General features: G+C 64.0%; 9 protein-coding genes. 7 read left to right on the top strand and 2 right to left on the bottom strand.

Translation table 11 applies throughout. From position 1 onward, the window contains the following. From I8746_RS22385 to I8746_RS22360, 6 genes are all read left to right on the top strand, one after another. Positions 1-238, top strand: a 238-nt coding sequence (locus I8746_RS22385; RefSeq protein WP_221101065.1) for a hypothetical protein, incomplete at its 5' end; no start/stop codon positions are given. Positions 239-325: 87 nt separating this feature from the next. Next, positions 326-2,041, top strand: coding sequence for a protein-disulfide reductase DsbD (dsbD, locus tag I8746_RS22380; RefSeq protein ID WP_012051704.1), 1,716 nt, complete (start codon positions 326-328; stop codon positions 2,039-2,041). Then, entirely contained in the window at positions 2,041-2,877 is an 837-nt protein-coding gene (locus tag I8746_RS22375; protein ID WP_064614926.1) for a TlpA disulfide reductase family protein, read from the top strand. Before dsbD ends, I8746_RS22375 begins: the two co-directional genes overlap by 1 nt. Before the next feature lies 1 nt (position 2,878). After that, the gene (gene dsbG, locus I8746_RS22370; protein WP_076402723.1) at positions 2,879-3,637 is read left to right on the top strand and encodes a thiol:disulfide interchange protein DsbG; all 759 of its coding nucleotides are present in this window, start codon (positions 2,879-2,881) and stop codon (positions 3,635-3,637) included. Between the two features lie 827 nt (positions 3,638-4,464). Then, positions 4,465-5,202: a hypothetical protein gene (locus I8746_RS22365; protein WP_221101064.1), complete on the top strand. Its 738-nt coding sequence runs from the start codon at positions 4,465-4,467 to the stop codon at positions 5,200-5,202. After that, the gene (locus tag I8746_RS22360) at positions 5,202-5,903 is read left to right on the top strand and encodes an ATP-binding cassette domain-containing protein (protein WP_221101063.1); all 702 of its coding nucleotides are present in this window, start codon (positions 5,202-5,204) and stop codon (positions 5,901-5,903) included. Before I8746_RS22365 ends, I8746_RS22360 begins: the two co-directional genes overlap by 1 nt. Before the next feature lie 42 nt (positions 5,904-5,945). Here the strand turns inward: I8746_RS22360 and I8746_RS22355 are convergent, their stop codons facing one another. Further along, a complete protein-coding gene (locus I8746_RS22355; RefSeq protein WP_221101062.1) occupies positions 5,946-18,899 on the bottom strand; it encodes a non-ribosomal peptide synthetase in 12,954 nt (4,317 codons plus the stop codon). A gap of 308 nt (positions 18,900-19,207) precedes the next feature. On the opposite strand from I8746_RS22355, the gene I8746_RS22350 reads away from it, so the two are divergent. Further along, positions 19,208-19,738: an RNA polymerase factor sigma-70 gene (locus I8746_RS22350; RefSeq protein WP_003254275.1), complete on the top strand. Its 531-nt coding sequence runs from the start codon at positions 19,208-19,210 to the stop codon at positions 19,736-19,738. A gap of 40 nt (positions 19,739-19,778) precedes the next feature. Here the strand turns inward: I8746_RS22350 and I8746_RS22345 are convergent, their stop codons facing one another. Continuing rightward, a complete protein-coding gene (locus I8746_RS22345; protein ID WP_012051698.1) occupies positions 19,779-20,579 on the bottom strand; it encodes an ABC transporter substrate-binding protein in 801 nt (266 codons plus the stop codon). Positions 20,580-20,620 lie beyond the last annotated feature (41 nt).

Below are 20,620 nucleotides of genomic sequence, written 5' to 3'. Positions count from 1 at the left end.
TCCAGCAGCTCTTTGGGGATTTTGGGCAGGTCACGCAAGGGTTTCTTTTTGGTTGGCATACATGCACCTCTTACTCATGTTATGCCCGAACACAAAATTTCTGACACCCTCGGCGGCGCTCGATCTCACAGGCGCTGAAACTCTCCCGGCAAACACCTCAAAATTCCAACGCCGCCCCCTCGAAAATCCAACAACGAAGACCCTGCAAATCCAGAACCAAACTCTTACTACTCCCTGACCACCCCAACCCCAACACCCGCGTTAACCTTCATTTAATCAACCCCAGCCAGCATGGCCCCATTCCCAGATCTGCCAAGGCGAAGACATGCGCGTTCTCCTGCTCTTCCTCACACTCCTACTGGCCGGCCCGTTGCAAGCCAACCCGTTCGATGTGAAACCAGACTTCCTGCCGGTTGACCAAGCCTTCGTGCTCACCCACGACCGCCAGGCCGACGGCCAGATGCGCCTGTACTTCCAGATCAAGCCGGGCTACTACCTGTACCAGAAGCGCCTGAAGTTCGATGGCCTGCCCACCGAGCAACACCCGCAACTGCCACCGGCACTCAACCATCACGACGAGTTCTTCGGCGACAGCGCGGTGTACCGCGACCAGCTTGAACTGCTATTGCCTGCCAACGCCCAGGGTCAGTTGCGCCTAGGCTGGCAGGGCTGCGCCGACGCCGGCCTGTGCTACCCGCCGCAAACCACCTCGATCGACTTGGGTGGCAGCGTAACGCCGGCCGCCGAGCAAGCCAGCGACCAGGCCCTGGCCAGCGGCCTGCAACAAGGCCACCTGGCCTGGAGCCTGCTGGCGTTCTTCGGCCTTGGCCTGCTGCTGGCGTTTACCCCCTGCTCGCTGCCGATGCTGCCGATCCTGGCCGGGCTGGTGCTGGGCAATGGCGCCAGCGCCCGCCGTGGCTGGCTGCTGGCCGGGGTCTATGTGCTGAGCATGGCCCTGGTGTACGCCGGGCTCGGGGTGGTTGCTGCCCTGCTGGGTGCCAGCCTGCAGGCCTGGCTGCAGCAACCCTGGCTGCTGGGCAGCCTGGCGGGGCTGTTCGTGCTGCTGGCACTGCCGATGTTCGGTGCCTTCGAACTGCAACTGCCTGCCGCCCTGCGCGACCGCCTGGACCGCGCCGGGCAAGGTACCCGTGGCGGCAACCTTTATGGCGCGGCATTGCTCGGGGCGTTGTCCGGCCTGTTACTCGGCCCGTGCATGACTGCGCCGTTGGCCGGTGCGCTGCTGTACATCGCGCAGAGCGGCGACGTGCTGCAAGGCGCGCTGGTGCTGTTCAGCCTCGGCCTGGGCATGGGCGTGCCGCTGCTGTTGCTGGTAACCCTGGGCAACCGTTATCTGCCGCGCCCGGGTGCGTGGATGAACCGGGTCAAGGGTGTGTTCGGTTTCGTGTTCCTGGCCATGGCGCTGTACACCGTGCGCAGCCTGCTGCCTGCGACCTTGCTGCTGGCACTGAGCGGCGCCTGGCTGATCGCCCTGGCCTGGGCTGCCTGGCCGGCCCTGCAACGGCTGCCGGCGTTGCGTGCAGTACCGTTGCTCGGCGCGCTGTGGGGCGGCCTGCTGCTGGTAGGCGCGGCAGCCGGTGGCGACGACCTCTGGCAGCCACTACGCCCCTTCGCCGGCGGTGCCGCCGCGCCAGCCCAGAGCCAGCATACCGAGGACAGCTTCGTCACTGTCAGCCGCCCCGAAGACCTGCAACGTGAACTGGACGCCGCCAAAGCCCGTGGCCAGTGGGTGATGCTCGACTACTATGCCGACTGGTGTGTGTCGTGCAAAGTCATGGAAAAACAGGTATTCGCACGCAGCGACGTACAGGCCGGCCTGGCCGGCGTACACCTGCTGCGCCTGGACGTGACGGCCGACAGCCCGGCCAGCAAGGCCCTGCTGCAGCGCTACCAGGTACCCGGCCCGCCCAGCATCATCTGGATCGGCCCGGAAGGTGAAGAACGCCGCGCGCGGCGCATCACCGGTGAGGTGGACGCAGCAGCGTTCCAGCAACACTGGGGCCAGACCAGGAGCCAAGGCTGATGCTGACCGTAACACTCGGGCCACTGACCATGGCCCTCAACCATCTGCTGATGCTCACCGCCCTGGTGATCGCCAGCGTGGTCGGCTGGTGGGTCGCCCGACGTGGCGGCGAGAGCCCGGAATCGGCGCTGTTCAACCTGTTCCTGATCGGCCTGCTGTGTGCCCGCGCAGGCTTCGTGCTGGCCTACTGGCCGATGTATCAGGACGACCCGCTGCAAATCATCGACATCCGTGACGGCGGCTTCCTGTTCTGGTCGGGCCTTGCCGGCATCGTGCTCGGAGCCCTGTGGCAGGGCTGGCGCCACCCCGGCCTGCGCCGCCCGCTAGGCTGGGCGCTGTTCAGCGGCGCACTGTTCTGGGGCCTGGCCAGCCTCGGCGGCCACCTGTACAGCAAAGGCACCGAGCTGCCCGAACTGAGCCTGCGCAACGCAGGCGGCCAGGCCGTGGCATTGCACAGCTACCGCGGCAAGCCGCTGGTCATCAACATCTGGGCCACCTGGTGCCCGCCCTGTCGGCGTGAGATGCCAGTGCTGCAACAGGCACAAAGCGATTACCCGCACGTGACCTTCCTGTTCGTCAACCAGGGCGAAACCCCGGAAAACGTCAGCACCTTCCTCGCCACCACCGGCCTGAGCCTGACCCACGTGCTGTTCGACGGCACCGGCCTGCTGGCCCAGCGCGTCGGCTCCATGGCCTTGCCCACCACCCTGTTCTACGACGCCAACGGGCGGCTGGTTGGCAGCCACCTGGGCGAGCTGTCCCGGGCCAGCCTGCGCCACGCCCTGGAACCTTTCGACCGGGCCATTGCGCCCGCCCCTGCCGCACAAGGAAACTGACATGCGATTGACTGCACTGCTGCCCCTGTCCCTGGCCCTGCTGGCCGCCCCTGCCCTGCAAGCCGAAGAACTGCCCAAGGCGGTTCAGCAGCTGCAAGCCAAGGGCGCCGTGATCAAGGGCAGCTTCGATGCGCCCAACGGCCTGCGCGGTTATGCCGCCGAGTACCAAAACAACGCCCTGGCCCTGTACCTGACCCCCGACGGCAAGCACGTGCTGGTCGGCAGCCTGTTCGACGAACAGGGCAAGGACCTGAGCGCCGAGCCGCTGCAAAAGCTGGTATACGCGCCGATGAGCAAGGAAATCTGGGCGAAAATGGAAAAGACCGCGTGGATCGCCGACGGCAAGGCCGACGCGCCGCGCAAGGTGTACCTGTTCAGCGACCCAAACTGCCCCTACTGCAACATGTTCTGGGAACAGGCGCGGCCCTGGGTGGAGTCGGGCAAGGTGCAGTTGCGCCATATCATGGTCGGCATCATCCGCGAAGACAGCCCGGGCAAGTCGGCGGCGCTGCTGGCGGCGAAAGACCCGGCCAAGGCACTGCAACAGCACGAGAAGGCCGGCAAGGCCAGCACCCTGAAGGCGCTGGAACAGGTGCCAGAGGCTGTGCAACAGAAGCTGGCGGCGAACATGGCGTTGATGGAAGAGATGGGGTTGCAGGCGACCCCCGCCATTTTCTATCAGGATGAGCAAGGCAACCTGCAAAGCCAGCAAGGGGCACCACGGCCGGAGATGCTGGGGAAGATTCTGGGCAAGCGCTAGTGCATGTGGTGGGGCACAGATCGAGCACCACGAAGCAGGTGACGCGGGGCATGGCACCGGCTACGCCGGTGTTCGCGGGTGAACCCGCTCCTACGGGACTCGCGCTAACGGCTGGATTGTACGCCAGGCACGTGATCGCAAGGCCTGCGCGGTCGGGCGTAGGAGCGGGTTTACCCGCGAAAGGGCCGGACCTGCTGGCCAATTTCCACCAGCCGTTCACCGTTGCCGCCGCCATTGTATTCGCGGGTAAACCCGCTCCTACGCTGATCGGGGATGGAGACACATTGGTGATTGGACGCAGGCCGTTCTTTCGCAAGCAGTAAATCTCCCGGCCCGGCAAATCTACCCCGCGCAGATTTCAATCTGCCACTCAACAAATCTAGCAACAATTATTCGGCACCCCCTGTCGTTAAACATCGTCTGCTTGCTTCCCTTACTCAAATCCCACACACACGCACAACAAAGAACACTCGGGCGCTCACAACAGAGCGTTCGAGCATCAAAAACAGAAACTTCTTACACAATTAGAAGAAAAAATAAGCCCCAAAAAACATTATCAGGTTTAAGTAAGACCCTTCTGAAGAATTTTCCCACAAAAATAGCTTTAAACCGAACACTCCAATATCACGTCCAACCACGCCACCCCCACCGAAAGATTGACTTGAAACAGCCGAACGCCTAAACCTCCATACCCATACATTTCAGACCACGCCAAAAACCAGGAGACACTCATGAAAAATCAATATGGCATTAGCCTCATGGCATTGGCTTCGACACTCACTGCGAAATCAAATAACACGCAACCATGACACCGAAATGGTCTACTCATGAATCCAAACCACTGTATCCGCAGCGCAAAAAAAATCACGACAATCACAAAAATCTTGACCACTGAGCACTTGAGGGAGCCCACATCGCTTCTTTGGTCAGCGCTGGCCCCTTGCATACTCTTCATCATCACCCAGCCAACGCATGCAGCCTCGACCTATACCGCTTCAGCCGCCTGGTTCTACTCATACATCTCTGCCACCCTCGCGTTCTTTGGATTCAGCTTCTACCTCATCGGCAGGAGGGAAAGTGGCTTCACGCGGTCCTTCATCTACCAACACAGCGCAATCAAGCTATTCCTGACTGCCCACACACTCAGTTATTTTTTATTGAGCTCGCTTTACGCCACACTATTCTACCTCTTGACCAAACCCTTACGAGGTCACTACTCACTTCCTGAATACCTCTATCTGATGGCATGCTTCTACACCAGCTACCTCATGTTCACCTGTATCGGCCTGGGGATCGCTGCGCTGCCGATAAAATTCAGCACAGCCAGCACACTTTTCTCACTCATGTCATTTTTCATGCTGGTCTCCGGATACACCGGTGCCACGCTGGGGCACGATGCTTCGCATACGCTAACGCTGATCAACCCGCTCTTTCTAAGCGCGCAGATCTTCCATGGCGAAATGCCCCTTCTCAACAGTTTCCTGATTGCACTTTCGGCCTCTGCAGCCTCGACATACCTAACCGGAAGGTATTTCAGAATCCAACCCATATGGAGCCGATACTGATGGACATTTTAACTATAAATAACCTTCACTTCGGATACAGCGGAAACCCGCTGCTGAACGACATTGAACTCACTATAAAAGCGGGGGAACTGGTTGGCATTCTGGGCAACAACGGGGCCGGAAAGACAACCCTTTTCGACCTCATCTGTAAAACAAAGAAACCGGCGAAAGGCACCATTTCCAATGTATCCAGGCGTCAGGCCTATTTGACCCAAATCCTTACACCGCCCCCCTTACTGCGCATGGACGAAGCGGGCAAGCTAATCACCAGCCTGACCCCCAACGTTTCCCCAGATCACACAGAGATTCTCTCGAAACTAGCCAAATGGTCCCCGTCACTGTCCAAGCGATATGCAGAAATTGCAAAGAAAAAAGCCGCCAATTGCAGCTACGGTGAAATTCGCAGCTACTTCACGCTGACCTTGTTGCTTTTAAACAGTGACTTGATCATTCTTGACGAGCCAACGGCTGGCGTGGACCCTGAATTTCGACATTATATATGGCTCGGTATAAAAAGCGCGTGCGCGGAAGGCGCGAGCGTGCTGATAGCTTCTCATTACACAGAGGAAATCACGAAAAACTGCCAGCGCTTTTATATGCTCGCAAACAAGCGACTGGAAGCGTTTGACAGTGGTGGACAGTTCATGGAACGCCACCATGCCAAATCGCTGGATGAAGCCTTTATCAATGCTTCGGTCTAGGTACCGTGGCCATTGAGAGGGGGCGCCAAGCGCCCCTGCCCATCACAGCCCCTCCAGTTCAGCCATCAGGTCACTGAGCCGGTCGACCTTGTCATCATCCAGCGCACTGCCCTGCAGCCCCTGTACATACTCGGCCAACGCCTCCACCGTGCTGCACTCGAACATCGCCCGCAGCGGCACGTTCAGCTGTAGCTGCTTCTGCACCCGCGAAGCGATCTGCGTGGCCAGCAGCGAATGCCCGCCCAGCTCGAAGAAGTTGTCGTGCACCCCCACCCGCTCGGCTTTGAGCACATCGGCCCAGATGCCCGCCAACACGTCCTCCAGGTCGTTACGTGGCGCCTGATAGGCCTGGCTATGCTGCACGCCGATGTCGATGGCTGGCAGGGCCTTGCGGTCGAGCTTGCCGTTGGTGTTGTGCGGCAAGCTGTCGAACCAGCCCCAGTGCAAGGGCACCATGTACTCCGGCAACTCGGCACGCAGTCGTTGCTTGACCTGCTCCAGCAACGCGGCATCGGCACTGACGCCCTGGTGCGCCACCAGGTAGCCAACCAGATGCTTGCCGTTCACGCCCTCCTGCACCGCCACGGCGGCATCGCGAATTTCCGCCTGCTCATGCAGCCGGGCCTCGATTTCGCCCAGTTCGATGCGATAGCCGCGAATCTTCACCTGGTGGTCGATGCGCCCGACGTACTCCAGCACACCGTCCAGGCGCTGCCGTGCGAGGTCACCGGTACGGTACAGGCGCTCTCCCGGTGCCCCGTAAGGGTGAGGAATGAACGCCAGTGCCGTGCGCACCGGGTCACCGACGTAGCCACGGCCTACACCCGCACCCGCCACGCACAACTCGCCCACCGCCCCCAGCGGCACCAGCTTCTGGTCCTCGCCGAACAGGTATAGGCGGTTGTTGTCGGTTGGCGTACCGATGGGCAGGTAGCTGCCTTGGGTCGAGGCGGCATCGACGCGGAAGAACGCCACGTCATCCGAGCACTCCGCCGGGCCATAGGCATTGACCAGGCCGATCTGCGGGTAGCGCTGCAGCCACTGCGCCGCCAGCTCCGGTGGCATGGCCTCGCCGGTCGGCAGCATCCAGCGCAGGCCGTCGAGGGCCTGGTGGTCGCTGGCCAGCATGCCCTGGATCAGCGACGGCACGCTCTCCAGCACGGTGATGCCGGTGGCCTGCACGTGCGCCAGCAGGCCCTGCGGGTCATGGGCGATGGCATTCGGCACGATCTCTACCTTGGCGCCGAACAGCGGCGCAGCCAGGAACTGCCAGACCGAGATGTCGAAGCTTTGCGAAGCGGTCTGGGCAATCACGTCCTGCTCGCTCAGCGCCAGGTAAGGCACCTTGCTCAGTTGGTTGTTGAGCATGCCGCGCTGCTCGACCATCACCCCTTTCGGCAGGCCGGTCGAGCCTGAGGTGTAGATCACGTAGGCGAGGTTGTCCGGGCCACTGTGGATACCCGGGTTGTGGCTTGCGATCGGGTTGGCCTGGATGTCTTCCCAGACCAGCAGTCGCGGCCGCAGCGCAGTTTCCAACTCACCGAGCAACTGCCGCCCCTGCTCGGCGCAGGCCGCGCTGCACACCAACACTGGCGTGCGGCTGAGCTGGATGATGCTTTGCAGGCGCGCCGCCGGCAGGCCCGGGTCCAGCGGCAGGTAGCCGGCGCCGGCCTTGAAGCTGCCGACAATCATGCCCAGCAGCGGCAACCCACGCTCGGCAAGCAGTGCCACTGGCTGGTCCACGCAGACGCCGGCAGCCACCAGCGCATGGCCCAGGCGGTTGGCCGCCAGGTTCAGCCCAGCGTAATCATAGGATGCCTCCAGGCAGCGGGCCACGGTACGCTGTGGATGCGCCACGACCTGCGCTTCGAACTGCGCGATGTAGCTCTGTTCCAGCGGATAAACCCGCTCGGTCCGGTTGCAGTCCTCCAGCAGGAAGCCTTGCTCCTGGGCGCTCAACAGCGGTAGCTCGCTCACCTCCCCTTCAAAACCTTGTACCAGCGCCAGCAGCAGGCGCTTGAACTCGGCCAGCAGGCGCTCGACGGTCGGGTAATCGAAGTAACGCTGGTCAAACGACAGGTGCAGGCCCAGGTCATCACCCGGGTAACACACCGCCGTCAGCGGGAAGTTGGTGTGGGTACGGCCCGAGTCGGAGCTGGCGTTCAGGTGCTGGGCGTGATCAAGCACGGCGGTTTCAACCGGCGCATTCTCGAACACGAACAGGCTGTCGAACAGCGGCTGGCCCTTGGGCAGCTCGCTGCACGCCTGGATCGCCACCAGCGGCAAGTATTCGTACTCGCGCAGTTCCATGTTGCTTTGCAGCAGGCCCTGCAGCCACTGGCGTACGCTGCAACGCTCACCCGCCGCGGGCAACTGCACGCGCAGGGCCACGCTGTTGATGAACAGGCCGACGGTGCGCTGCATCTGCGGCATGCTCACCGGGCGCCCGGCCACGGTTACGCCAAAGGCCACGTCGCGGTCGCCGCTGTAGCGCGACAGCACCAGGGCCCAGGCCGCCTGGGCGAAAGTGTTGACGGTGAGCTGATGGGCCTGGGCCAGTTCGCGCAGACGCACGCCATCATTCACCTCAAGGCGGGTATAACAATCGCCGACGACCATGCCGCTACCGGCGTGGTCATGGCGCAGCGGGCGGTCGCTCGGGATGGCTGTGGCACGTTCGAAGCCGGCCAGGTTGGCCTGCCACCAGGCGCGTGCGTCGTCCAGACCCTGGCGTTGCAGCCAACCGATGTAATCGCGGTAACGCGGTGGCACCGGCAGTTGGGCCTGACGGCCTTCGCCAAGGGCCTGGTAGACCTCGAAGAAATCGTTCATCAACAGCGAGCGGCACCAGGCATCGATAAGGATGTGGTGGTTGCTCATCATGAACCAGTAGCGTTCATCGGCCACGCGCACCAGGCGCAGGTGGAACGGTGCCTCGCTGAGCAAGGCAAAGCCGGCCTCGCGCTCCTGCTTGTGCAGGGCCTGCAGGCGCTGCTCCTGGGCATCGTCGGCCAGGCCGCGCCAGTCCTGGTAGTCCACCGCCAGGTTGCCCGGCTTGTGGATGATCTGCAGCATCGCCTCGCCGCTGTTCCAGCTGAACGAGGCGCGCAACGCTTCGTGGCGCGCCACCACGGCCTGCCAGGCCTGGGCGAAACGCTCGGGGTCGAGGGCGCTGTTGATGCGGTAGCGGTCCTGCATGTAGTACAGGCCAGTGCCCGGTTCCAGCAGGGTGTGCAGCAGCATGCCTTCCTGCATCGGCGTCAGCGGGTAAACGTCCTCGATCTGCGCGGCCGGGACCGGCAATGCGTCGATCTGCTCCTGAGTCAGGTGCGCCAGCGGGAAGTCCGATGGGGTGAAGCTGCCATTGCCATCGGCCAGGCAATGCGCGACCAGCGCCAGCAGCTCCTGACGATAGCCCTCAGCCAGACGCGCGATGGTCTGCTGGTCGTAGCGCTCGGCGCTGAAGGTCCAGCGCAGTTGCAGAGCACCGCCATACACCTGGCCATCGACGCTCAACCAGTTGGGCAACGGCGCATCGAGGTCATGTGCCAACCCGGCCGGGGCTTCCAGGGGCTGGAACAAGGCCGCACTGTCGAACTGCTGGTCGAACTGGCCCAGGTAGTTGAAGGTGATGCGCGCCTGCGGCAAGGCCGCCATCTGCTCGCGCCCGGCGGCATCCGCCAGGTAGCGCAGTACGCCGTAGCCCAGGCCCTTGTGCGGTACATGGCGCAGTTGTTCCTTGATGCGCTTGATCGAACCGGCCCGCGCCGCGTCGTCTTCACCTGGCAGCGGACGCAGGCTCAGTGGGTAGGCATTGGTGAACCAGCCGACGCTGCGGGTCAGGTCCATGTCTTCGAACAACCCGTCACGGCCATGGCCTTCGAGCTGCACCAGCACTTCTTCATCGCCGCTCCAGCGGCACAAGGCCCGCGCCAGTGCAGTCAACAGCAGGTCGTTGACCTGGGTGTGGTAAGCCGCCGGGGCCAGTTGCAACAGCTGCCGGGTTTGCTCCACGTCCAGGCCGATGGCCAGGGTTTGAGCGTGGCGATGCAAATTGCCGCCCTGCGGATGGTCGCACGGCAATTCGCGACGCACACCGCCCAGCTGGCCTTGCCACCAGGCCAGTTCGTCACGCAGCGAATCGCTGCCGGCGTAGCTGGCCAGGCGCGCGGCCCAGTCGCCGACGGCGTGGGTCTTGGCCGGCAGAGGCTGGCCACGGTACAGCGCCTGCAGGTCTTCCAGCAGCACCCGCCAGGACACGCCATCAACCACCAGGTGATGAATCGCCAGCAGCAACCGCTGAGAGCCCTGCCCGTCACGCACCAGCAAGGCGCGCAGCAGCGGCCCCTGTTGCAGGTCCAGGCTGCGCTGCACGTCATTGTAGAGTGCCTGACAATCATTGAAATCGGCGACAGTGGCGCTCCACAGCAGTTGCTCGGCGCCAGGCTGCACGTACTGAGCCTGCCAGCGGCCCTGGGCGTCGCTGAAGCGCAGGCGCAGGCTGTCATGGTGCTGCACCAGCGCAGCCAATGCCTGTTCAAGGGTGGCCTCAACCAAGGGTTGGCGTACCTCCAGCAGCACGGCCTGGTTCCAGTGTTGCGGCTGTGGCACGTCACTGTCGAAGAACCAGTGCTGGATCGGCGTCAACCCGGCCTGGCCCTGGCGCAGCCCCTGCTCCACCGTGCTCACGGCTTCGCTGAGCTGAACCACAGTTGCCAGGGTCTGGATGGTCTGATGCTGGAACAGGTCGCGCGGGGTGAATTGCAAGCCGGCCTGCCGGGCGCGGCTGACCACCTGAATCGACAGGATCGAGTCGCCCCCCAGCTCGAAGAAGTTGTCCTGCACGCCGACCCGGGCAACGTTGAGCACCTCGCGCCAGATCTGCGCCAGCTGTGCTTCCACCTCACTGCCAGGGGCCTGGTATTGCTGCCTCGTCTGCTCAAGGTCCGGCAATGGCAGCGCACGGCGGTCGAGCTTGCCGTTGCCCATCAGCGGCAGGCTGTCGAGCAGCACCAGGTGCGCAGGCACCATGTAATCGGGCAGGTGCTGGCGGGCATCGGCTTTCACCGCTTCGCGCAGCAGTTGTTGCACGTCGTTACCGGCGGTGGCCTGCCTGCACACCAGATAGCCCACCAGTTGCTTGCCGCCCGGCAAGTCCAGCGCCAGCACGACGGCCTCGTCGACTTCCTCGTGCGCTTGCAGGCGGCTCTCGATTTCGCCCAGTTCGATGCGGAAGCCGCGGATCTTCACCTGCTGGTCGGCACGGCCAACATACTCCACCAGGCCATCGGTACCCAGGCGTACCAGGTCGCCGGTACGGTACAGGCGCCCGCCTTCGGCACTGAACGGGTCGGCGACAAAGCGCTCGGCAGTGAGGCCTGGCCGGTCGTGGTAACCCTGGGCCAGGCCGGCGCCGCCGACGTACAGTTCGCCAATGCCGCCTTGCGGCAACAAGGCCAGATCCTCGTCGAGGATGTAGGCGGTACGGCTACCGATGACGCGGCCGATCGGTACGCTGCCAAGGTCTGCTGGCAAGGCCTCTGGGGCCAGGCACGCCAGCGGCATAACCACGGTTTCGGTCGGGCCGTAGGCATTGAAGCACTGCTGCGGCGCAAAGGCCTGGCGGATACGCTGCAGGTGCTCGCCGGTCAGCGCCTCGCCCCCGGTAATCACCAGGCGTACCGGCAATTGTTCGCCCCGCCCGCCCAGGTACTGCGCCAGTTGGCTGCCGTAGCTGGGGGTAAAGCCCAGAATGCTCACCTGCTGCTCGCGCACCAACTGGCAGATGTCCTCGGCGCCCCACTGCCCCTGGGCGCGCAATACCACGCGCGCGCCACACAACAGCGGCACCCACAGGCGCTCGCTGGCAGCGTCGAAATTGATCGAATAGAAATGCAGCTCGCAGTCATCGCTGCGCATGCCGAATGCAGCGATCACCGCCTGGCAGTGCATGGCGAACTCGCCATGGCTGACCACCACGCCCTTGGGTTTGCCGGTGGAGCCTGAGGTGTAGATCAGGTAAGCCTGGTGCTGCGGCAGGCTGAGGTTGTCCAGCGGCGCATCGCTGTAGGCCGCCAGGCTGGCGGCATCGTCTTCCAGGCTCCAGCTGGCCACGCCTTCAGGCAGCTCGCCCAGGGTGTGCAGCAGCGCACGCTGGCTGAGCAGCAAGCCGATGCGGCTGTCTTCGATCATGTAGCGCAGGCGGTCGAGCGGGTACTCGGGGTCGAGTGGTACATAGGCGCCGCCGGCCTTGAGGATGGCCAGCAGGCCGACGACCATTTCCAGCGAGCGCTCCAGCGCCAGGCCCACCCGCACCTGCGGGCCGACACCCCGTTCGCGCAGGGCACGCGCCAGGCGGTTGGCCTGCTGGTCGAGCTCGGCGTAGGTCAAGTGCTGGCCGGAGAAGGTCAACGCGCCCGCCTGTGGCGTGCGCGCGGCCTGGGCGGCGAACAGACCGTGGAGGGTCTGGCCAAGGTCGAAATCGTGTTCGCCCTGCAATTGGCCTGTAAGCACTTGTTGCTCGGCACTGCTCAGCATTGGCAGTTCGCACAGGCGGTGTTGCGGGTTGTCGAGCAAACCGACCAGCAGTTGTTGCCAATGCTCGGCCATGCGCGCGATACGCGGCGCGTCGAACAGGTCGCGGCTGTAGGTCAGGCAGCAGCCCAGCCGGCCGTCCAGGTCGGTCACCTCCAGGTACAGGTCGAACTTGGTGGCGCTGGCATCGTTGACCAGGTAGTCCACCTGCATGCCGGCCAGCGTGCGGCTTTGCTGGAAGGCCCAGCGCTGCACGTTGCACATCACCTGGAACAGCGGGTTGTAGGCACTGCTGCGTGGGGGCTGCAGGGCCTCTACCAGTTGGTCGAACGGCAGGTCCTGGTGCGACTGGCCTTCGATGGCAGCCTGGCGAATCTGCTCCAGCAGCGCGCTGGCGGTCATCTGGCCGTCCAGCTCGCAGCGCAGCACCTGGGTGTTGAGGAAAGCGCCGATCAGGCCTTCGCTTTCCGGGCGGATGCGGTTGGCCACCGGCGCGCCGATACGCAGGTCGCGCTGGCCACTGTAACGGTGCAGCAAGGCGGCCAGGGTGGCGGTCATGGTCATGAACAGGGTCAGGCCGCGCTGGCTATTGAAAGCATGCACGCGGGCCACCAGTGCCGGATCGAGTTCGAAGCGGTACAGCTCGCCACAGTGGCTCTGGACTGCCGGACGCGGGCGGTCGGCAGGCAACGCCAGCACCGGGTGCTCGTCGCCCAGGCGGTGCTTCCAGTAGGCCAGTTGACGAGCACCCTCGCCGCTTTCCAGCCATTGCCGTTGCCACACGCTGTAGTCCAGGTACTGCACTGGCAGCGGCGCCAGTGGCGACTCGCGGTCATCGACAAAGGCTTCGTACAGCTCGCCCAGCTCGCGGGCGAAGATGTCCATGGCCCAGCCTTCGGTGACGATGTGGTGCAGCGTCAGCACGAAGAAGTGCTCACGTTCGTTGACCTTGACCAGGCAGGCGCGCAGCAGCGGCCCCCGCTCCAGGTCGAAGGGCTGGTGCGCCTGGTCGTCGGCCAGTTGTTGCAAACGTTGCTGGCAGGCATCGTCTGACAAAGCGCTGAAGTCTTGCCAGTCCAGATGCAGGCCGCTGTCTTCGGCCACGCACTGGTACGGCACCCCGTCGATGCTGGGGAACGTGGTGCGCAAGGTTTCGTGGCGCACGATCAGCGCCTGCAGCGCACGCTCGAAGGCGTCCACGTGCAGGGTGCCACGCAGGCGTGCCATGCCGCCGACGTTGTACGCCGGGCTGTCCGGCTCCATCTGCCAGAGGAACCACATTCGCTGCTGCGAGTACGACAGCGGCACCGCCTGACGGCGGTCGACACGGGTGATTGCACCCTGCAGATTGCGCTCGCCGGCCGCGCGCAGGCGGGCGATTTCGGCACAGAAGGCGCCCAGCTCGCTGGCTTCGAACAGGGCCTTGAGCGGCAGCTCGACATCGCAGGCCTGGCGGGTGCGCGAAACGATCTGGGTAGCCAGCAGCGAGTGGCCACCGAGGGCGAAGAAGTCGTCCTGCAGGCCAATGCGCGGCAGATTCAACACGTCGCGCCAGATGGCCGCGACCTGTTGTTGCAGCTCGGTTCGTGGCTCGACATGCTCACGCTGCTGCCACACTGGAGCAGGCAGTGCCTTGCGGTCGACCTTGCCGCTGGGGCCCAGTGGCATCTGTGCCAAAGGGATGAGTTGCGCCGGCACCATGTAGGCTGGCAATTGCTCAGCCAGTACGGCCAGCACCTCGGCAGGCTGGGCGCTGCCACTGTAATAGCCGACCAGTTGCGCGCCAACGGCGTCCTTGTGTATCAGCACCAGCGCCTGTTCCACACCCGCCTGTGCCAGCAGGCAGGCCTGCACTTCCTCGGGCTCGACGCGGAAACCACGCACCTTTACCTGCTGGTCGAGGCGGCCAAGGTATTCCAGGGCCTCCAACTGAACCTGCCAGCGGGCGCGATCGCCACTGCGGTACAGACGCTGACCATTGCCGTCGGCCTGGGGTACGAAGCGCTCGGCAGTGAGGCCGGGGCGGCCCAGGTAACCACGGGCCAGGCCCGCGCCACCGAGGTACAGCTCGCCCGGCACACCGGGGGCGCTCAGTTCCAGCTCATCGTCCAGCACGCGGCACAGCACATTGCCCAGCGGGCGGCCGATGGGCGAGCGCTCGCCGTCCACCACCTGGCAGTGCCAGTGGGTGACGTTGATGGCGGTTTCGGTCGGGCCGTACCGGTTGTGCAGCTGCACCTGCGGCAGCACCTGCAGCAAGCGGTCACGCAGCGCGGCGGACAACGCTTCGCCACCCGAGAACACCCGGCGCAAGCTACTGCAGGCACCTGCCTGCGGCTCCTGGACGAACACCTGCAACAGCGGCGGTACAAAGTGCAGCGTAGTCACCCCATAAGCCTGCACCAGGGCAGCGATACGCTGAGGGTCGCGGTGTTCACCGGGGCCGGCGAGCACCAGCTTGCAGCCGGTGACCAACGGCCAGAAGCATTCCCACACCGAGACGTCGAAACTGATCGGCGCCTTCTGCATCAGCACGTCGCTGTCATTCAGCGCATAGGTCGTCTGCATCCACTGCAGGCGCTCGGCCAACGCCGCATGGGTATTGCCTACGCCCTTGGGCTGCCCGGTGGAGCCGGAGGTATAGATAACGTAGGCCAGGTTGTCGCCGTGCAGGTGCAGGCCGGGGGCATGGCTGGGCCAGCTGTCCAGGTGCAACTGGTCGAGGGCAATGGCGCTGACACCGTCGACCTGTGGCAGCTTGCCCAGCAGGCTGCTGTGGCTCAGTAGCAAACGGGCGTCGCAGTCGGCCAGCATGTAGGCCAGGCGTTCGGCAGGGTAATCGACATCCAGCGGCACGTAGGCACCGCCAGCCTTGAGAATGGCTAGCAGGCCAACCAGCAATTGCGGTGAGCGCTCGATGGCAATGGCCACACAGGTATCGGGGCCGACGCCTTTGTCACGCAGGTAGTGGGCCAGGCGGTTGGCTTGCTGGTGCAGCCCGGCGTAATCCAGGCTGCCCCCGTCCCAAACCAGGGCGGTGCGCTGCGGCGTCAGGCGTGCCTGCTCATTGAGTTGTTCGACCAACAGGTGCTGCGCTGCGGCGGCCGGTGCCTGGCCCCAACCCAGCAGCTGCGCACGGCCGGGCTCATCCAGCAGTTGCACGTCGCCCAGCGCCTGCTGCGGCGCGGCACACACCTGTTCCAGCAGCGCCAGCAGGTGATGGGCCAGACGTTCGACGGTGCTGGCTTCGAACAGCTCCGCGGCGTAGTCGAAGGCCAGGCTCAGGCGGCCCAGATGGTCCTCCTCACTGTGCAACTGCAAGTCGAACTTGGCTTCGCGGCTGTACCACGCCAGCTCTTCGGCCAACAGCCCTGGCAGGCGCCGCAGGGCTGACAGGTCGCGTTGCTGGTGGTTGAACATGACCTGGAACAGGCCCTGCTCGCGCGCATCGGGCAGGGCTTCGACAAGCTGTTCGAAGGGTAGGTCCTGATTAGCCTGGGCTTGCAACGTGGCCTGTCGTACCTGGGTCAGCAATTGGGTAAACGAGTGACGGCCATCGAATTGCGCGCGCAGCACCTGCGTATTGATGAAGAAACCGACCATGCCTTGGGTTTCCAGGCGCGGGCGGTTGGCGTTGGGCACGCCGACGCGGATATCGGCCTGGCCGCTGTAGCGCTGCAGCAGCGCCTGCCAACCTGCCAGCAGGACCATGAACAGGCTGGCCTGCTGCTGGTGGGCAAGGCCCTTGAGCGCTTCGCCAAGCCTGGCCGGCACCTTGAGGTTGAAGCGCGCAGCGCTGTGCTCGCGCTGGCTGGCGCGCGGGTGGTCAGTGCACAGGTCGAGCGCCGGCAGCTCACCACCAAGGTGTGCCTTCCAGTACTGCAACTGGCGTTCGGCTTCACCGTCAACCAGCCATTGCCGCTGCCAGCTGCCGTAGTCGGCGTAACCCAGGGGCAGCGGCGCCAGGTTGGCCTCCAGGCCTTGGCAGCGAGCGGCATACAGCTTGGCGAATTCTTCGAGCAGGATGTTCAGCGACCAGCCGTCGGCAACGATGTGGTGCAGGGTCACCCACAGCTGATGCTCTTCGTCGCCCAGGCGCACCAGGGTTACCCGCAGCAGCGGCCCCTGGGTGAGGTCGAACGGCTGGCGAGCCTCGGTTTCACGCTGCGCGGCAACCTGCTCGGGCGAGTGCCCTTCAAGGTCCAGGCGGTGCAGGCTGAATGGCTGCTGCGGCAGGATACGCTGCAGCGCCTGACCGCGCTCTTCACTGAACACGGTACGCAGCGACTCGTGGCGCGCCACCAGCGCCTGGAAGGCGACTTGCAGAGCGTTGATATCCAGCTCGCCACGCAGGTGCAAGCCGGCAGGAATGTTGTAGGCCGCTGATTGCGGTTCCAGCTGCCACAGCAGCCACAAGCGGTTTTGCGCCAGCGACTGGGGCAATGCCTGGGCGCGCGCCAGCGTGGTGATCGCTGCGGTGCCTGCGGCGCCATCGGCGATGATCTGTGCCACAGCCTTGCTGTAGTCGGCCAGTACCGGCGCCTCGAACAGGGTACGCAGGCTCATGTCGATACCCAACTCATCGGCCAGGCGCGCTGTGGCCTGAGTGGCGGCGATGGAGTTACCGCCCAGCAGCAGGAAGTGGTCGTGCGCGGCCACCGCCTCTACCTTGAGGATGTCGCGCCACACAGCGGCGATGCGTGCTTGCAGGTCATCGCCAGCGGTTGCACGGGTACCGGCTTCGCTCACCTCAGGGAAACGGGCATAGCAGTCCAGGCTGCCATCGTCCATGCGCAGGCGGCAGGCAGAGCGCTGCAACTTGCCGCTGGAGGTCTTCGGCAGCGCGCCGGGGTTCAGCAGCAGGACCACGGCCGGGGCCTGTCGGCAGGCGTCGGCAATGACCTGGCGCAGGGTCTTGATCAGGTCCTGGGGCTTGAGTGCCTTTTGCACGTTGCGGCTGATCTCCACCGCGACACCGATGCCCTCCTCGCCTTGGTGCTCGACGGCGAACACTGCCACACGGCCTTTGCGCAGCACCTGGACTTCACGCTCGAGGGCTTTTTCCAAGTCCTGCGGGTACAGGTTCTGTCCGCGCACGATCAGCATGTCTTTCAGGCGCCCGGTAACGAACACCTCGCCCTCACGCATGAAACCCAGGTCGCCGGTACGCAGCCAGGTCTGGCCGTCCATTTCGACGAAGGTTCGAGCGCTGGCTTCTGGGTTGCGCCAGTAGCCCCGGGCGATGCTCGGGCCGCCTGCCCAGATTTCCCCCACCTGGTTGTCGCCCAGCACTTGCAGCTGTTGCGGCTCGACGATGCGTACCGCGTGCCCCGGCTGCGGGAAGCCGCAACTCATCAGCACGCTGCCAGTGCCGGGTTCGGCGCGGTTGGCGGCGAAGGCTTTGGCATCCAGCTCAAGCGCGGCGATACCCTGGCCACGACGGCTGCCGCTAACGAACAGGGTGGCTTCGGCCAGACCATAACTGGCGAAGAAGCTCTGCGGGTCGAAGCCACAGGCCTGGAACTTGTCGGCAAAGGTGGCCAGGCTGTCCTGGCGGATCGGCTCGGAACCGGAATAGGCCACGCGCCAGCGGCTCAGGTCGAGCCCGGCCAGCGAAGCCTCGCTGACCCGCTCGCTGCACAGGCGATAAGCGAAGTCGGGGCCACCGCTAATGGTGCCACCGTATTCGCTGATGGCCTGCAACCAGCGCAACGGCCGGGCCAGGAAGTACCCCGGCGACATCAGCACGCAAGGCACGCCACTGAAGATCGGCTGCAGCAGGCCGCCGATCAGGCCCATGTCATGGTACAGCGGTAGCCAGCTGACGATCACGTCGTCGGGGTTGAGGTCGATGCCAAAGCCTTGGCGGATCAGCTGCTCGTTGGCCACCAGGTTGCCATGGCTGACCTGCACCCCCTTGGGCAGCGCGGTGGAGCCGGAGGTGTACTGCAGGAAGGCGATGTCATCGCGTTGGAGCTCGGGCGCGTGCCAGCTCGAGGCCAGCAACGGGTCCAGGCCATCCACGGCAAGCAGCTCGGGCGCGTTATCTGCCGCCAGTGCCTCCAGGCCGTTCAGGTTGTCGTGCAGTGCCGCCACGGTCAGCAGCAGGCGCGGCTCGGCATCGGCGATGATCGATAGCAAACGCTCCTGGTGATGCTGCCGCGCGGACTCCGGCGGGTAAGCCGGCACTGCGATCACGCCCGCATACAGGCAGCCAAAAAACGCCGCCACGTAGTCTGGCCCGCTAGGGAACAGCAACACGGCACGGTCACCGAAGCTGGCGCGCGCCTGCAAGGCAGCGGCGATGGTGCGTGCACGCTGGTCGAGGTCCCGGTAGCTGAGCACGGCCTGCTCGCCGGGGGTGTCGGCGAGAAAGCGCAGGGCAATCCTGTCCGGGGTCTGCGCGGCGCGTTGCGCCAGGGCCTGGACCAGCGAGAGCGGGAGTTCGAAGGCGTCCGTCATGGGGTGTTCCTGCCAGTGTCTGTTAGGGCGTGCCGGCTACGCCGCGAACATGGGCGGGCAGCGAGCGGCGACCGGGGATGTACACAGGGGAACGGATGGACGGGGGCAGAAATTAGCGGGGGTGAGGGTTTTGCGCTGCGTCAAGGTTGGGGGCATACCTTGAGGTATGCCCCCTTAGAACAGAAACACCCAATAATAATTTAGTTTCGCATTTGACAATCATTATCATTCTGAATAGCTTGTCGCACGTCGTAGGAAGCGACCCACCCTTGGGCGCCTCCTTTCCCCTCTGTGACAAGGTGATTTCCATGGCGGAACAACTATCCACAAGTAAGTGCGATTCACCATTACTGCAGGCCTTCGTCGACAACCGCAGCATCCTGGTCAAGATTGCTGCCCGCATCACTGGCTGCCGCTCCCGCGCCGAGGATGTGGTGCAAGACGCCTTCTTCCGGCTCGGCGCTGCCCCGCAGATCACTTCGTCGTTCAAGGCGCAACTAAGCTACCTGTTCCAGATCGTGCGCAACCTTGCGATCGACCACTACCGCAAGCAGACGATGGAGCTGAAGTACTCCGGCAGCGAGGAGGAAGGCCTGAATGTGGTTATCCAGAACGCCTCGCCCGAAGCCACCCATATCAACCTTGCCGCGCTGGACGACATTGCCGAAGCGCTGAACGAGCTGCCGCAACGTACCCGCTATGCGTTCGAGATGTACCGCCTGCATGGGGTACCGCAAAAGGACATTGCCAAGGAACTGGGGGTGTCGCCGACTTTGGTCAACTTCATGATCCGCGATGCACTGGTGCATTGCCGCAAGACCGCCAACCGGCAGGTCTGAGTCATTCTTCGAGAACATTGGCGAGGCCGTCGGGCGGGAATCAAGGCCTGCGCGTGCTGACTGTGATGCGGTAGGGCTCGAAAATCCGCGCCAGTTCACCGCTGTCACGCAGGCCACGCAGCAGTGCAGCGAACGTCTGCTCGCCGATAGGCGCCCCCGGGCGCAGCAAGGCGTAGTGGTGATAGACCTGGTCAATGCGTTGCGAAGGCACCAGCTGCGCCTTGCTCGCCGGGTTGCGTGCCAGGAAATCGCTGAGGTAGGAACGCGTGACCAGGGCGATATCGGCGCGGCCGGCCTGCACCATCAGCAGGTTGCTGTCGTGGGAATAGGTCAGGGTCGCGTTGTATGTCTTGCGCAGGTAATCGGGGTCAGCGTTGAAGCTGGCGAACGCGTAGTGGTAGCCGTTGAACAAGGCCAGGCGTTTGCCGCGCAGGTTGTCGAAGTAACGCGGATCACTGCCGTTTTCCTTGCGGGCGACGAACACTTCGGCATCTTCCAGGCCCATGTCCACGGTCTGATGGGCAATCTGCTCCCAGCCCCATTGTGGGTTCTCGAAAATGGCCATGTCGGTGCGGCCTTGCTGGAAGTCACCGAAGCGCCGCTGGATAGACGTAGGTACCAGAACGAAGTGATAGTGCTGCTGCGCCCGGTTGAGTGCATCGACCAACTGCGGCAGCAAACCGGTATCGGCACCTTGCTCGGGGCGCACTGTGTAAGGCGGGAAATGGGCTGCGCCAATCTTCACTTCAACCGCTTCGCCAGCCCATACCGGTGCCGCCAACCAGAACACGGCCAGCAGCATCAGGGTGGACAAGGCCTTGAGGCCGGGCGCTGGAGTCAAGACGGACACTCATCACGGTTTATGCCTGTATGCGCTTAAGC

The organism is Pseudomonas sp. USTB-Z (assembly GCF_019691255.1).
In the GTDB taxonomy this organism is placed as follows: domain Bacteria; phylum Pseudomonadota; class Gammaproteobacteria; order Pseudomonadales; family Pseudomonadaceae; genus Aquipseudomonas; species Aquipseudomonas alloputida.
Note: the sequence above shows the minus strand (reverse complement) of the source record. Positions and strands in the feature narration are given on the sequence as shown.

Bases quoted from the DNA above. Each gene is read 5' to 3' on its own strand.
- dsbD (WP_012051704.1), top strand. From the start codon at position 326: ATGCGCGTTCTCCTGCTCTTCCTCACACTCCTACTGGCCGGCCCGTTG.
- I8746_RS22375 (WP_064614926.1), top strand. From the start codon at position 2,041: ATGCTGACCGTAACACTCGGGCCACTGACCATGGCCCTCAACCATCTG.
- dsbG (WP_076402723.1), top strand. From the start codon at position 2,879: ATGCGATTGACTGCACTGCTGCCCCTGTCCCTGGCCCTGCTGGCCGCC.
- I8746_RS22365 (WP_221101064.1), top strand. From the start codon at position 4,465: ATGAATCCAAACCACTGTATCCGCAGCGCAAAAAAAATCACGACAATC.
- I8746_RS22360 (WP_221101063.1), top strand. From the start codon at position 5,202: ATGGACATTTTAACTATAAATAACCTTCACTTCGGATACAGCGGAAAC.
- I8746_RS22355 (WP_221101062.1), bottom strand. From the start codon at position 18,899: ATGACGGACGCCTTCGAACTCCCGCTCTCGCTGGTCCAGGCCCTGGCG.
- I8746_RS22350 (WP_003254275.1), top strand. From the start codon at position 19,208: ATGGCGGAACAACTATCCACAAGTAAGTGCGATTCACCATTACTGCAG.